Source organism: Marinomonas algicola (genome assembly GCF_014805825.1).
Classification (GTDB): Bacteria; Pseudomonadota; Gammaproteobacteria; order Pseudomonadales; family Marinomonadaceae; genus Marinomonas; species Marinomonas algicola.
On sequence record NZ_CP061941.1, the window covers coordinates 2,919,028 to 2,934,405 of the forward strand.

At 40.7% G+C, this 15,378-nt stretch carries 10 protein-coding genes; 8 read left to right on the forward strand and 2 right to left on the reverse strand.

The genetic code is table 11. From position 1 onward, the window contains the following. The first annotated feature begins 2 nt into the window (after window positions 1-2). The 4 genes from glgB (at window position 3) to IEZ33_RS13360 (ending at window position 6,675) form a co-directional block, all read left to right on the forward strand. Complete coding sequence (gene glgB / locus IEZ33_RS13345; RefSeq protein ID WP_191600529.1) at window positions 3-2,183, forward strand: 1,4-alpha-glucan branching protein GlgB; 2,181 nt, start codon at window positions 3-5, stop codon at window positions 2,181-2,183. Window positions 2,184-2,216: 33 nt separating this feature from the next. Continuing rightward, window positions 2,217-4,253: a glycogen debranching protein GlgX gene (gene glgX / locus IEZ33_RS13350; protein ID WP_191600530.1), complete on the forward strand. Its 2,037-nt coding sequence runs from the start codon at window positions 2,217-2,219 to the stop codon at window positions 4,251-4,253. A gap of 116 nt (window positions 4,254-4,369) precedes the next feature. Further along, complete coding sequence (locus IEZ33_RS13355; RefSeq protein ID WP_240009537.1) at window positions 4,370-5,638, forward strand: response regulator; 1,269 nt, start codon at window positions 4,370-4,372, stop codon at window positions 5,636-5,638. 65 nt (window positions 5,639-5,703) lie between these two features. Next, entirely contained in the window at window positions 5,704-6,675 is a 972-nt protein-coding gene (locus tag IEZ33_RS13360; protein ID WP_191600531.1) for a serine/threonine protein kinase, read from the forward strand. Here IEZ33_RS13360 and IEZ33_RS13365 read toward each other — a convergent pair. Together IEZ33_RS13365 and IEZ33_RS13370 are read right to left on the reverse strand one after the other, a co-directional pair. Then, the gene (locus IEZ33_RS13365) at window positions 6,651-7,013 is read right to left on the reverse strand and encodes a GIY-YIG nuclease family protein (RefSeq protein WP_191603648.1); all 363 of its coding nucleotides are present in this window, start codon (window positions 7,011-7,013) and stop codon (window positions 6,651-6,653) included. The genes IEZ33_RS13360 and IEZ33_RS13365 overlap by 25 nt on opposite strands. A 33-nt stretch (window positions 7,014-7,046) precedes the next feature. After that, on the reverse strand, window positions 7,047-7,655 hold the full coding sequence (locus IEZ33_RS13370; RefSeq protein WP_191600532.1) for a LysE family translocator: 609 nt from the start codon (window positions 7,653-7,655) through the stop codon (window positions 7,047-7,049). Between the two features lie 407 nt (window positions 7,656-8,062). Between IEZ33_RS13370 and IEZ33_RS13375 the strand changes: the two genes are divergently transcribed. From IEZ33_RS13375 to IEZ33_RS13390, 4 genes are all read left to right on the forward strand, one after another. Continuing rightward, window positions 8,063-9,472 (forward strand): aminotransferase-like domain-containing protein, encoded by a 1,410-nt coding sequence (locus IEZ33_RS13375; protein ID WP_191600533.1) that lies wholly within the window; start codon window positions 8,063-8,065, stop codon window positions 9,470-9,472. 130 nt (window positions 9,473-9,602) lie between these two features. After that, window positions 9,603-11,015 (forward strand): TolC family protein, encoded by a 1,413-nt coding sequence (locus IEZ33_RS13380; RefSeq protein ID WP_191600534.1) that lies wholly within the window; start codon window positions 9,603-9,605, stop codon window positions 11,013-11,015. Further along, window positions 11,016-12,185: an efflux RND transporter periplasmic adaptor subunit gene (locus IEZ33_RS13385; protein ID WP_191600535.1), complete on the forward strand. Its 1,170-nt coding sequence runs from the start codon at window positions 11,016-11,018 to the stop codon at window positions 12,183-12,185. Then, window positions 12,182-15,334, forward strand: a complete 3,153-nt coding sequence (locus tag IEZ33_RS13390; RefSeq protein WP_191600536.1) for an efflux RND transporter permease subunit — start codon at window positions 12,182-12,184, stop codon at window positions 15,332-15,334. The genes IEZ33_RS13385 and IEZ33_RS13390 overlap by 4 nt, the downstream gene beginning before the upstream one ends. Window positions 15,335-15,378: the final 44 nt, after the last annotated feature.

A 15,378-nucleotide genomic window follows, 5' to 3' on the forward strand; every position in this document is an offset into this window, starting at 1 on the left:
AAATGGATCTGTTACAAGACTTATTGAGCGCAAGATGTTCTGACCCTTTTGGATGTCTTGGATTGCTTCCCGACTCATCAGGCAAAGGCCTTAATTTAACAATATGGCAACCTGGTGCGATAAGCGTAACCGTTCTAAACCTTGCTGATGACAAAGTCTTAGGGGAAATGGAAAGGATTGACGAAGCGGGTCTATTTCGTTTTTCTTGGCCGCGTCGCAGCAAACGCTTTCACTACCGTATTAAAATCATTTTTGAAAATCATGAATTAATTCGCGTTGACCCCTATCAATTTATTGAAGCGACCTTCACAGACCTAGAGCATCACACGGCGAATCTATACAAGAATCAGGGTGCAAACAAAGTCAGCGTAAAAATCAATTCAAAATTAACCATTGATGGTACTCGATTTGTTGTTTATGCACCCGCGGCACGTTCTATTAGTGTCGTTGGGGACTTTAACGCATGGGATGGCCGATCTCACCCTATGTCGAGTAATGGAGACGGTTTATGGCGTTTGTTTATTCCAGATGTTGGTGCTAACCAAGCGTATAAGTATGAAATACGCGCCAGGACGGGCGAGTTACTGCCTCATCGGACAGATCCCTATGCTCGTTATATCGAGCAATATCCTTCATTTGCCAGTCTGACGTGGTTTGACAAACCTTACCAGTGGCAAGACGATGAATGGATCAGGCAAGTCAATGTTGACCACTATGAACGCCCAATGAGCATTTATGAAGTCCATTTAGGGTCCTGGCGGCGAAACGAAAATAAGCCATTAACCTATTTAGAGCTAAAGGATCAACTTGTTCCCTACGTAAAAGAAATGGGATACACCCATGTAGAGCTGCTACCTATTACGGAATACCCTTTTGACGGTTCTTGGGGATATCAGCCTGTCGGTCTTTACGCAGTAACGTCTCGATTTGGTACGCCAGAAGAATTTAAAGCATTGATAGATGCGTTTCATATGGCCGGGATTGGCGTCATTATGGATTGGGTACCCGCTCACTTCCCTGCAGACAGTCACGGACTAGGGAATTTTGATGGCACATCTCAATACGAATACCCTGACCCTAAAAAAGGCTGGCATCCTGAATGGAACTCTCATATTTATGATTTTGGCAAAGAACATGTTGTCAATTACTTAATCAGTAATGCGGTGTATTGGCTAGAAGAGTTTCATATAGATGGACTCAGAGTCGATGCGGTTGCCTCTATGCTCTATCTTGATTATTCAAGGGAAGACGGAGAATGGATACCCAATGTCGATGGTGGCAATCATAACTACGAAGCCATTGCCTTCCTAAGAAAACTGAATGAAACCGTTTATCTTAACCATCCTCGTTGTTTCACGGTAGCAGAAGAATCAACTGCGTTTCCTGGCGTATCTAAACCTACGTATATGAATGGACTTGGGTTTGGTTTCAAGTGGAATATGGGATGGATGAATGACAGTCTTGATTATATATCAAAAGATCCTGTGTACAGGAAACACCATCATGGCGAAATCACTTTTAGTATGGTGTATTCTTTTGATGAACAGTTTGTGCTCCCTCTTTCACATGATGAAGTGGTCCATGGGAAAGGTTCATTAATTACAAAAATGCCCGGAGACAGTTGGCAAAAATTTGCTAACCTAAGAGCATACACATCATTTATGTTTACGCACCCTGGGAAAAAACTAAACTTTATGGGTAACGAAATTGCCCAAGGTCAGGAGTGGAGCCATGAACGTTCTATCGATTGGCATTTATTAGAGGTTGAACAACATAAAGGCCAACAAACGTTAACTCGAGACCTAAATCATCTGTACCAGAATGAACCCGCACTGCAACTTGATCATTCCGGACATGGATTCGAATGGATATGCCATGATGATGGCACCAACAGCATTATTTCATTTCTGAGAAAAGATAAAACAAATACGGAAATCCTTTTAGTTGTCACTAATTTCACTCCAGTACCCCATAACATTTACCGTCTAGGTGTGCCTGTTGAGGGGGAATTTGACGTAATATTCAACTCTGATGCGGGCATTTACACTGGCAGTGACTACCCAATCTCATCGAAATATGAAGTCAATAATGAGGCGTCACATAGCAAGGCATTTAGCATTAATATGCAAATCCCCCCTCTTGCGACTGTTATTTTAAAATGGCGCCCAAAGACATCGGCTTAAAGGCTCACCTAATGCTTAACTGGATTGTATTGAATGAATGATTTTACTCTTGAACCTGGTAGCCCAATCACATTAGGTGCCAGCCTAACTCAAGACGGAGTTAACTTTGCCGTATTCTCTAAACATGCAACACAAATTTATCTTTGCATTTTCGATGGAAACGAAGAAGTTGCCCGGCTGCCATTTAAGCATAAAACTCAATCCATTTGGCACAGTGAAGTAATAGGGTTAACCAAGAAGCATACTTATGGATATCGAGCTGTAGGCCCTTTTAAGCCAGATCAACAGCACCTTTTCAATGTCAATAAACTGTTAATGGATCCGTACGCAAAATCATTTACAGAAGGGCTTTATTGGCATCCTGATCAATCTGCAGTTGATTTAGACGGCAATATAAATAACGCTGACTCAGCTCATTGTGTCCCTAAGTCGGTTATATTCACCTCTCCCTATACCAGCCAAGAACACAGACCACCAAGAGCAAAAATCGCTCCCCAAGAGCGCAGTCTTTATGAACTTCATGTTAAGGGTTTCAGCCAACAGCTAGACATTAAAGATGATTTAAAAGGCACCTATTTAGGCGTAATTTCAGAAAAAGGGCTACAACACTTAAAACGCCTTGGTGTCACGACCATCCAATTAATGCCTTGCTTTAGTTTTGCCACAGAGAGCCGACTCACTGAACTTAATTTAACAAATTATTGGGGTTATAACCCAATCAGTTTCTTTGCGGCAGAAAAAAGTTATGCACTAGACAATGAACTCCTTGAGTTTAAACAAATGATAGATGGTCTACGATCAGCAGGCTTTGAAGTGATTCTTGATGTTGTCTATAACCATACGGTGGAAAGTGAACTTCATCAATCCAGCGTCTGTTTCAAAGGACTAGACAATGCAACTTATTACCGCCATGACCATGGTCACTATTTAAACTACACTGGCTGCGGTAATTGTATTGATACCTTTCAAGACAATAGTTTACGTTTAATTATGGACAGTATGCGCTACTGGGTTGAAGAAATGGGGGTTGATGGATTCCGTTTTGATTTAGGGGTTGATCTAGGTCGAACTCAGCATGAGTTTTCAGCTAAAGCCCCTCTTTTACAAGCTATTTTACAAGACCCAGTGCTGCGCCAAACTTGCCTAGTTGCCGAACCCTGGGACATCGGTCCGAATGGCTATCAGGTTGGTCAGTTTCCAAATGGTTTTCTTGAATGTAACGACCAATACCGAGATACATTACGTCGTTTCTGGCGAGGTGATGAAGGACAAACACAAGCGCTAGCAACACGCTTAATGGGATCACGAGATTTTTTCCATAAAGGCTCAAAAAGTGCTTTAACATCAGTCAACTACGTTACTTACCATGATGGTTATACGTTAAGAGATTTAGTCTCTTATCATCGAAGACACAATCTAGCTAACATGGAAAATAACCGTGATGGCCATGGTGATAATATTAGCCAAAATTTCGGCGTAGAGGGCACAACTACTGACGATAAAGTCAATAAACAGCGATTAAATCAGCAACTATGTATGCTGGCGACTTTACTTCTCAGTCAGGGAACGCCGCATATTTTAGGCGGCGATGAACTTTCTCATTCTCAAAATGGTAACAACAATGCCTACTGCCAAGATAACACAACCACCTGGCTAAATTGGACCCCTTCGGAAGAAAGCCAACAGTTAACCAATGCTATTTCGGCTCTCTTAACCTTAAGAAAACAGCACCCAGTTCTCACAGAAGTGCGCTTACCTGATGATACTCTTTATCAACACGAAACGTCAGATTTAGTTGAATGGTTTAATGAACGTGGCCAGCCTATGACCGATTTTGATTGGCACGAACAAGAAAGAGACTTTCTGAGCGTGCTGATGACAAGGCCCTCTCATTCAGGGTCTTCTTTATGGATTGGCTTTTATCGAGAAGACAGTCTGGCTCGCTTTGAGCTTCCAGAAGGGACAAATAAAATAACGACACTCTTTAAAACAGACGGTGTAAATGTAGAGGATGATTGCATTAAGTGCGCCTGCCGCAGTGTTTTTGTAATGGCAGTAGATAGGCATTAAAGTATTGATTTGAAAATTGGAACTGTGCCAATATAATTTATCATTAAAAAATAACCATTGGTTACTAGATTGAGTGGCGCCTAATTACCTTAGTCAATTTATAAATAGGACAGTAAGTGAACGATATTACCACACCCAACTTTGCGAATATTGACGACTTAGGAAATTCGGAAAAACCGAAAGTAGATTCACAAAAAAGAGTCTTAATCATTGAAGATTTGGCAGAAATGCGTTTTATGCTAAAGTCTCTAATGTCGAGCCTAGGTTTTGTTCATATTGATTTAGAATCAACAGGGACAGCAGGGTTAAAAGCCGTTTTACAAAGACAGTACGATATAATTTTATCGGACTATAATCTAGGAGGGTCGGTCGATGGCCAGCAAATCTTAGAGTATTCTCGCAAAACCTACCCTTTAGATCATTCAACTATTTATATAATGATAACCGCTGATACAGCCTATGAAAGTGTTGTCAGTGTTTTAGAATATCAGCCAGACAGCTATTTAGTGAAGCCATTCCCTCCCGAAGCCTTTGTTAGAAGATTAAAGCGGGTTCAAGAGCAAAAGAAAATCTTTGAAGACGTCAATAAGTTTCGTATGGCACGTGATTTTGAAAACGTTGAGATTGAAGCCAAAAGAATTATGCAAGAAATGCCCGTTTTTAAAAATCTATGCACAAAAATAATTGGTGAATCGCTTTTTTCGAGAGACATGTTCAAAGAAGCTAAAGTACATTACTTACTCACACTTCAGCAAAACAAAAACCTTGCGTGGGCCTACTGTGGCATTGCCCAATGTGAAATGAAGCTAGGCGCTATGGCCGCCGCGGCAAAGAATCTTGAACAAACAATCAGTTTAAGTCGACACTATTTATCGGCTTATGATCTTTTAGCCGATTCCTATGAAAAACTGGAGCAACCAGAAAATGCACAATTGGCGCTTAAAAAGGCCATTGAAGTGTCTCCTAAAGCATTAGAAAGATCCACTCGACTTGGGAAACTCAGCCAACAGGTAAAAGATTGGGAAACAGCAGAGCTTTCTTTTGCACGAGTCGTTCGTCTTGCGAGAGACTCTAGTTATGAAAAAGTTGAAATTTATTATGATCATTTAAAATCCATTACAGATTGCCTTAATAACGGGATTGAAAACACCAAATTAATGGATAGGTTTAAACGTTCATTGACTCGCTTAAGAGTCATTGGCAAACAAGATCCTTCCGCGGTTTCTAATTCCTTTCGTTTAGAAGTACAGCAGTTGTTAACGCGTAAATACCCTGAAGAAGCGAAAAAAACGTGGCAAGCATGGCATCGCTTGATTCTTAATAACAAAGCGACACCGATTACAGCCGCGCAAGAGAAAGCACTCAAAAGAATGTTGGGGCTATAATACAAGCCCCACTCCAACCTAACTCGGGTCACAATATCTGGTGACTCTTTATCGAAACCATACTTATGTCGCTACCCCCCTTTGAAAACCTCACACCTGATTTCATTTTAGATGCCGTTGAAAGCACTGGACTTTGGTCAGATGCAAGAATCTACCCGTTAAACAGCTATGAGAATCGAGTCTACCAAGTTGGCATTGAAGAGGGCTCACCTTTGATCGCTAAATTCTACCGCCCTAATCGCTGGAACGAGCCGCAGCTCCTAGAAGAACATACGATATTAAAGGCATTAATAGAATCACATGTGTCTGTTGTCGCTCCTATTGAGTTCTCAGGTAGAACGCTACTGGACTATAAAGGCTTTCACTTTTGCCTTTATAACAAAATACAAGGACAATCTCCTGACGCAGACAATATGGATCACCTGTTTAGAACAGGAGAGCTCATTGGCCAAATGCATAAAGGAATGAGTACGTTGACACTTGAGCATCGAAAACGCTTAATGCCGCTAGATATCATCAAAGCATCAGCAGAAAAAATCCTTCATAGCACCTTAATTCCCTCTAGCCTGAAACCAAAATATCAATCTTTAGTTGATGAAATTTACCTTAAATCAGAACAGGTTATTCATAAAAACTGGCCAGATGACGTTCAAATAATTCATGGAGACTGCCACCGTAGCAACCTATTACTAACAGAAGATCAGTTGTATCTTCTCGATTTTGATGACTGCACCACTGGCCCTCAAATTCAAGATATCTGGTTACATTTATCAGGAGATATAGAGCAACAAAAGCAACAGTTAAGTGAACTGATCGAAGGATATGAATGTTTTCACGAATTTGACCGAACACAATTGAGACTGATTGATCCATTAAAATCGATGCGTTTAATCCAATACAGCGCGTGGTTATTAGACCGCTGGACTGATCCCGCCTTTCCTAAAGCATTTCCTTGGTTTGCTAGTGAAGATTATTGGCTGGGCCATATGGCTCAATTGAAGGAAGGCCTTCTTCAATGGGGGCAACTTTCTTCATAACTCATGTGATTTAACGCTTTAACCAATGGCGCTTTTTTCTTAAGAATACTTTTATCAAGAAAAAAGCGGCCCTCGATTAAGGCACTCTTATCTTTTCTTTTTAGCTGCTTAATATAATGTTCAATCTTAAGAGCGTCACTCTTTGAACCAACCCTTTCATGCCACATTAAAATAAGAGGGCCTTTCCCTTTTAGGTATTTGGCGCCTTTTTTAGTCTCTTGATGCTCTTTAAAACGCCTATCTACATCGGTTGTAACACCTGTGTATAACGTATTTAAACGGGTTTGAATAATATAAACACTCCATTGAGATGGAGATTTAGGTGTATTTTCATTCATCACAAGCACACTACCAACTCCTATATAGGTTTATCACGCAACGACCATAAGTAAAGTACTTGCCGTAGCCGCACCCATAATGTAATTAAACATACGCTTACGCTTCTCATTCGTTAACAGACGACCAATTGAAACGCCTAAACCAGCCCATATACAAATAGCAGGAAGACCTAATGACGCAAATAGAATCACGATCCAAATAGCTGAGGTTACATAAGCATCCCCTTCCATACTGAATGTGCTAACACAGCCAATCGCCATCATCCACGCTTTCGGGTTCACAAATTGAAATAACGCCGCCTGCCACCAACTAAATGGATTACTTTTTATCGCGCGCTCGCCTTCTATGGCCTCTTTAACAGGGGCAAAAGTGATTTTATAAGACAACCATAATAAATACGCGGCACCTAACCACTTTAAGGCATCATATAAAATAGGAAAGGCTTTAAAAATAACCCCTAAGCCAGTCAGCACCGACACCAGCAACATGGCTACGCCCAATAAAATCCCCACAATATGCGGTATTGTTCTAAAAAAACCAAACTGGGCTCCAGAAGCCAGTAACATGACATTATTTGGCCCTGGTGTTACCGATGTAATAAAAGCAAACAGTGCTACTGACATAAAAAATGTCCATTCCATTTATCGCCCCTTTTTCATTGTGAATAGATCTACTGTTAAACACTTTATATTACCCTTCGCCTTTTCTTGAAGGATTTCATCAAGCGTCATATTAATATCGTCATACCTAGACACATCCAACTTGGATAATTGCCTACGCGTGATAAACTTCTTTAAATGCTTCTGAATATGCTCTAACAGCGCGATCATTAACACCTTTATTCTCCCTAAAAGTCTTTTAACATAGGAGAACAGTTTAGAAAAAAATAACATATCAATACAGATGTAAAAAATATTCTTTTACACCATACAGAAAAAATAAATTGCCACTGTATGATCATAATTATCTCAATCTGTATGGTAAAAGACTATCAGGTTATAACAATTTATTTTAAAGTTGATACAGATGAATCTCCAATGGATAGGCCATGACCCTCTATGAAAATTTAGCAAATCATTTAAAAGAGCATATCCAGCAAGGCTTTTTTCCTGTTGGCTCTAAACTTCCCTCTGTTAGGCAGTTATCACATGAGCACAGTGTTAGCTTATCAACAGTACAAGAAGCGTATCGTCAACTTGAGCTCGAAGGGATGGTAGAGGCGAAACCCAAGTCGGGCTACTTTGTTCGAAAAATCGAAATTCGAACCCCATTACCAAAAACAACAAGACCACCACAAAGGCCCATGGAGGTCTCTCAGTGGGAGGAAGTACTGAACTTGCTACTTTGTAAATCTGAAGAGGGTTTTCTTCAGTTACAACATGCCATGCCAGACATGGAGTCCAGTAGTTTGAAACCCTTGCTGAAAAAGCTTGGTGATTTAAGCCGTCATAGACCTGATCTAGGACTGCCTTATGGAGACATTAGAGGATCAGAAGAATTAAGAGAACAATTAGTACGTTTGGTTGTCGCTTCTGGTTGCCTACTACATCCAGATGATTTAGTTGTTACCTCGGGTTGCCAAGAAGCGTTATCGGTCTGCCTGAGAGCGGTCACTCAACCTGGGGACATTGTGGCTATTGAATCTCCTAGTTTTTATGGCTCCATGCAAGCCATTAAGGCGGCAAACCTCAAAACGATGGAAATTCCCACCCACTCAGAAGATGGATTAAGTTTAGAAGCATTGGAACTGGCCTTAGATCAATGGCCAATAAAAGCGATTTTGATTACCCCAACCTGCAATAACCCAATGGGGTATTCACTATCAGAAGCGAAAAAAGAGCGTTTATATAAGCTCGCTCAAAGCTACGATATTGCTATCATCGAAGACGATGTCTATGGTGACATATCCTATGACTTCCCACGCCCTAAAAGCATTAAGTCATTTGATGAGGATGGACGTGTTTTACTGTGTTCCTCGTTTTCTAAAAGCATTGCCCCTGGCCTACGAGTAGGTTGGATAGCGGCCGGGCGTTATCGAGACAAAGTCACTCATATTAAATACGTCAGTAGCTCTATGTGTCCGACTCTACCTCAAATAGCCCTTGCAGACTTTATTAAAACAGGAGGCTATGAACGCCATGTTCGTCGTATGAGGCTGCAATATCAGCAAAGTCGAGATCATTTTCTAGAGGCGATTCAGACCTACTTACCTAAAGGGACTCGTGCTAGCTATCCTAAAGGAGGTTTTGTTTTATGGGTTGAATTAGAAGGGAATATTGATGTGACCAAGTTGGCGCAAATTGGTCGTAAATACAAAATAAACATTGCTCCCGGAATGCTCTTTTCCTCCACAGGTAAATATCGAAATTGTATGCGCCTGAACTTTTCAGAGCAAAACCTAAGTGAACGCGAAAACGGTATTCGTAAACTTGCGTACATCATTAATGAATACAGTTAGAATCAGGCTACCTTCCAGCGTTGCATTTAATTGTAAATTAACACTAAAGATTCTATTAATAATCTTAATCTTCCGCTATTAATTAGCCTTTATATTAGCCCGTTCTATTTATTACTTTTAGAGAACAAATATGGGATCTTCATTAAACTGGTCACTCATCACACTTCTGGTGTTGTTTCTTTCTGCCTGCAGTACAAATAAATCGAATGACTTTACTGAAAAAGCCCTCTCGACTTCAGAGAACCTAGTGGATAAGCACCCTTTGTGGGAAAGCTTTGAAGATGAAAATACGTTACATAATGGCACCGCCCTTAAACTAACTGATCTCATTGATTTACCTGAATTAATCCCACTTATTCAATATGCACACACAAATAACCCTAATATCCTTCAAGATGCTTTATCGGTTGAAATACAATCCGAAAATGTTAAAACCAACCAAAAGAATTCCCAACCAACACTCGCCGCAAATGTAAATACAAACAAAAGCAAAGGCAGCGACCTTACCTTTACCCCTAGTGTGACCATTCGATGGGAAGCGGATTTATGGCAGAAGTTAGCATTAGAAGAAAAAGTAAGTGTCAGTTTGTATCAGCAAAATTTAGCGTCTTTAAAAGCCGCACAAAACAGTCTTTCAGCGAAGATAATTAAAAACTGGTTACAGCAGGTTTATCAGCAGAGAATCATTGATATTAATACCCAACGGGTTGATTTATTAGAAAAAAATGCTGGATTAGTACTAAAACAGTTTAAAAATGGATTAGGTTCATTAGAAGATAAAAATACCGCTCAGACAGCCAGTGAAAAAGCAAAATCAACGCTTCTCAACGATAAAGAAAATTTGGCCATCACACAGCGCACTCTTAACCTGTATCTTGGCCTCACTGATTCACAATCAAATAAACCCGCATCGCTGATTAGTAAACAATATCCCGAAGTAATTTCACCTCTGTCCGTGTTTGGTGTACAGAACTTACAAGGTCGGCCAGATTTACGAGCGGCCTTTATTTCCATAAAAATAAATGAACTCACGACAGACATAGCCTATAAAGCGTTGCTGCCATCCTTTAGCCTACAAGCTTCTTTAACGAATTCCAGCCGTTCTCTTCGAGACGCCTTATTCACATCGCCTGTTTGGAGTTTATTAGGGCAATTGAGCGCACCGCTTTTTCAACAAGGCCAGCTTAAATCCAATATTAAAATCGCAGAATTAAAAACAGCTCAGGCCTATCAGAACTATAAAGAAGCGTTGTCAAACGCACTTTTTGAAGTAGAGAATGCCGTCAGTCTCGAAAAAACATTGGAAGGTAGGCAACTCTCGATTCAAAATGCTTTGAATAGCTCTAGAAAAAGCCTTCAACAATATCAAAAAAAATACCGCTCTGGTTTGGTCGATCTCAGTGATCTGATCAATGCTCAACAAAACACATTTAACTTAGAAGCCGAATTAGAAAGCCTTTTGCTTTTGCGCTTATCAAACAGAATCGATCTTGGTTTGGCTCTCGGATTAGGTAGCCCAACCGTTTTTGGAGAAACAAAATAAATGAAACGCTTTTTACCATGGATTTTATTTATTCTAATGTCATGTCTTTTAGCCGGTATTTATGTATATATTTCCAGTGCAATCGAAGCAAAAAATCAAACGACAGCACGTCCTCGTCCACCAGCCGAAGAGCAAGTTTTGGACGTGTCTGTTATTGAGGTTAGAGCACAAAAACATGTCGCTATGCTGTCCGCTAATGGAACGACAAAGTCTCGCTTTGAAGTAAACTTAACGGCTAAAGTCAGTGGCGACGTCGAACGAATCAACCCTAATTTTGAAACTGGAAACAGGGTTCCGGCAGGAACAGAGCTCCTTAAACTCAAGAATTTAGAGCTGATATCAAACCTCAGCCAAGCAAAAAATCAGCAGGCAAAAGCCATTCTTGCACTTAAAGAAGAAGAGCGCTTGGTAGATCAAGCTGAGGCTGAATGGAAAGCCGCAGGCTTTAGTGGAGACCCTGACTCAGAGCTGGTACTCAGAAAGCCCCAACTAGCGGTAGCAAAACAAACACTCTTAGAAGCAAAAAATGCCTTACTTGAAGCGCAAGAAGACATACTCAACCTAGTCATTAAAATGCCTTTTCCAGGCCTTATTGTTGAACGAACGATTTCGCCAAATACACAAATAACAACGGGAGAGACTGTAGGCACTGTATACAGCACTGACCGCATCGAGATTACCCTTCCCCTGTCAAACAGCGACTGGCAAAAGCTGCCCTCAGCAGAGAGTATGTTAAGCCAAAAATGGCCAGTGACAATTGAATCAATTGACAACTTAACTCGTTGGGAAGGTTATGTTCTAAGAACCGCTAATCACATCGATACAACAACAAGAATGCGCCATATTGTCGTGGCCATTGATGCACCTCTAGAACAGTCTCCTCGCTTACTTCCAGGCCGTTTCGTTACGGTAATAATCAAGGGGAAACCAATAAATGATTTATGGCGTTTGCCTAGCTCTTCTCTCAGTCAAAACAGTGAAATTTGGTATATTGACAGTGATAGTCGATTGCAATCTTTCGCAACCTTACCTGTTTTTTCAGATAACAAGTCTATCTATATTAAGGCCCCAACAACGCTCACTACAGACAAACAAAAAATACTTATAAAGCCCTACAACAGTTACGTACAAGGGGCACTTGTTAACCCATTGGAGGTTAACTCTAAATGAGCTCACCAGAAACCCATAGAGGCATTATTCCTTGGTTTGCATCCAATCCCGTTGCAGCCAACCTATTACTTTTCTTAGTTATTATATTAGGGGTTATTAATGTTGGGGATCTCAATAAAGAGACCTTCCCTAGCTTAGAACCTAACAGGGTTAATATTTCTGTCAATTTTGATGCTGGGTCGGCTAAACAGTCTGAAGAAGGCATTGCGATAATAATAGAGCAAGAATTAGAAAGCGTTTCAGGCATAAAAAATATTACGACAGAATCAAACGCCAGTGGCGTTCGCGTCACTCTAGAGAAAAACACGGATTATGACATCGATCTGCTTGAAAAAGACGTTAAGGATAAGATGGATGGTATACGCTCTTTTCCTGAGGACGCAGACCCTGCGGTGGTAAGCAAAGCAACAAGGCAGTCTCATGCTATTTGGCTGCAAATATACGGCGATACTGACCGACGCACATTACAAAGACTGGCATTAGAACTAAAAACAGATCTACTTAATCATAATAATATCAGTCAAGTAACCACATCCGGTATGCGTGATCCTATCATTGCCATTGAGGTTGATAAACTTAAGCTGCAAAGCCATAATTTACTACTTACCGATGTCATTACTAAAATCAATCAAGAGTCCAGTCCAGCCAAAGTCGCGTCTTTGAGAGATGAGGATATTTTTCTTAAAATCAAATCCTCTGATCAAGCTTACATTGCCAACGAATTTGCCTCTATTCCAATTAAAAGCCTGTCTGAGGGAGGGCAGCTGACCCTAGGGGAAATTGCCACTATTAGTGATAGTTTCAATAACGATGACTTTGTTTTATCCCGGTTTAATGGTCAAAGCAGTTTGGCGTTACAGGTTATCGCTACGGGCGAAGATGATATTTCAGAATCCGCTTTAGCCGCAAAAGAAGTCGTTGAGGAATGGCACGCCTCCGGACGCTTAGCCAAAAATATGCAGCTGAGTTATTGGGAAGATAGAAGCGAAACAATAAACCAGCGTCTTGAGCTAATGATTGATAATGCGATTACTGGTGTTTTATTAGTCTTTATTCTATTGGCTATTTTTCTAAATATTACCGTCGCATTTTGGGTAGCCATGGGATTACCTTTTATCTTCTTCGGTACCTTATTCATTATGGGAACAGACTCGATCGCCTTGACCCTTAATATGTTTACCACCTTTGGCTTTATTATGGCTCTGGGCATTGTTGTTGACGATGCCGTGGTGGTAGGCGAAAATATTTATTCTGTACGATCTAAAGATGGTGATACTCTTTCAAATACGATAAAGGGAACGATGCAAGTCGCCGTTCCAACGTTATTTGGTGTTTTCACGACCATCGCCGCTTTCTGGGCACTATCAAATATTGAAGGTCGACTTGGACAGATTTACTCACAGTTTGCCTTGGTCATCGCCATTTGTTTGGTTTTATCTATTATCGAGTCTAAATTAATTCTTCCTGCGCATTTAGCGCACCTGAATACCCACAAAAAAGCCAGTACTAATCCGATTTCCGTTCTGTGGAGTGGAGTGCAAAATGCCGCCAACTTTGGTCTTAACTGGTTTTCAACACGCCTTTATCAACCTGTTATTTTTCTCGCGTTACATTACCGATATGCGGTTTTAATATTGTTTATTAGCCTCTTTGTGTTGGTCGTTTCCATGCCTTTTACTGGAGCCATCAGAATGAGTTTTTTCCCTCAAATACCGGGTGATACTATTCGAGCCAATGTCACCATGTTCAACGATGCTAGTTACGGTCAAACAAATGCGGTGCTACTGCAGCTAGAAAAGCAGGCCTATGCAACCGACAAAAAACTCATAAAAAATACAACGACACAAGAAAGTGGCGTTTCTAACCTTCAGGTATCTGCAAATAGCGATCAATCCGGTGCTCTGCGAATAGAATTAGCCGCCAATGCGCCTTACTCCGCAAGAGAGTTTTCCAGAGCGTGGCAACGTATGATTGGCAAGCCTGAAGGCGTCCAAAATCTTCGCATTCGCAGTTCTAGGGAAACAGTGGATGCGTTAAGAGTTGAGCTTAGAGGCAACGATCAAGAGCTTTTATCCGCCGCAACTCAAGCTATGTTAGTACAATTAAATACATTACCAGCCGTTAACGGCGTTGAAGAAAATAAGACACCTACGGACCCTCAAATCAGTTTGTCTTTGAATGAGCAAGGCCGAGCAATGGGGTTGAATACTCAAGACTTATCCAGTCAAGTTTTACGTCGTTTTTCTAGTACTGAAATCCAATCTTATCAAAGAGATAATGATGAAGTTGAAGTGCGTATTGGCTACCTCACCAAAGATAAACAAACCCCTTCTCAATTATCTGATGCCGAAATAGTCCTATCAAATGGAACCAGAGTTCCTTTATCGGATGTCGCTCATATTGACATGCAATATGCTGACACAAGCATTACTCGCATCAATGGAAAGCGCTCAGAATACCTCTCTGCAGAAGTCAATAAAGATCAAATGTCTTCAACGGAAGTTGTTGATTATCTAAAAAGTGCCATAGTGCCCAAAATACAAAAACAATTTTCTGGGGTCGATATTTATTTTTCTGGCGAAGCGGAAGAAAGAGAAGAAACGCAATCGTCCATGATTAAAATGTTTATCATCGCGTTATTTATTATCTATGGATTACTGGCTATTCCTCTAAAATCTTACAGCCAACCTATTATTATTATGACCGTCATTCCATTTGGAATTATTGGCGCCTTATTAGGGCATTGGTTGAATGACTTATCTTTAGGTATTTTATCCCTAAATGGCATCATCGCTTTAAGCGGGGTGGTCGTAAATGACAGTTTATTGTTGGTGTCTCGTTTCAATGAAATAAAAAAAACGACAGGCCACATCACACAAGCCATTTCAGAAGCCTGCACGAGTCGTCTAAGAGCCGTATTACTTACCTCATTTACGACCTTCGCAGGTTTAATGCCGATATTAGGCGAAGAGTCTAGGCAGGCGCAATTCTTAGTTCCTGCTGCCGTTTCTCTTGCCTATGGCATTTTATTCGCGACGGTCATAACACTCGTTTTAATTCCTATCTTATTAATGATTCAAGAGGATATTCAACGGTTATTCCATTCCAAAAAAGCACTAAACCAAGGAAATCAATCGATTACGACTTAAAATACCTTATCGGCCGTATTACCTAAAGGAAGACACGCTAAAAC

Coding starts and splice junctions, on each gene's coding strand:
- glgB (WP_191600529.1), top strand. CDS start 3: ATGGATCTGTTACAAGACTTATTGAGCGCAAGATGTTCTGACCCTTTT.
- glgX (WP_191600530.1), top strand. CDS start 2,217: ATGAATGATTTTACTCTTGAACCTGGTAGCCCAATCACATTAGGTGCC.
- IEZ33_RS13360 (WP_191600531.1), top strand. CDS start 5,704: ATGTCGCTACCCCCCTTTGAAAACCTCACACCTGATTTCATTTTAGAT.
- IEZ33_RS13365 (WP_191603648.1), bottom strand. CDS start 7,013: ATGAATGAAAATACACCTAAATCTCCATCTCAATGGAGTGTTTATATT.
- IEZ33_RS13370 (WP_191600532.1), bottom strand. CDS start 7,655: ATGGAATGGACATTTTTTATGTCAGTAGCACTGTTTGCTTTTATTACA.
- IEZ33_RS13375 (WP_191600533.1), top strand. CDS start 8,063: ATGACCCTCTATGAAAATTTAGCAAATCATTTAAAAGAGCATATCCAG.
- IEZ33_RS13380 (WP_191600534.1), top strand. CDS start 9,603: ATGGGATCTTCATTAAACTGGTCACTCATCACACTTCTGGTGTTGTTT.
- IEZ33_RS13385 (WP_191600535.1), top strand. CDS start 11,016: ATGAAACGCTTTTTACCATGGATTTTATTTATTCTAATGTCATGTCTT.
- IEZ33_RS13390 (WP_191600536.1), top strand. CDS start 12,182: ATGAGCTCACCAGAAACCCATAGAGGCATTATTCCTTGGTTTGCATCC.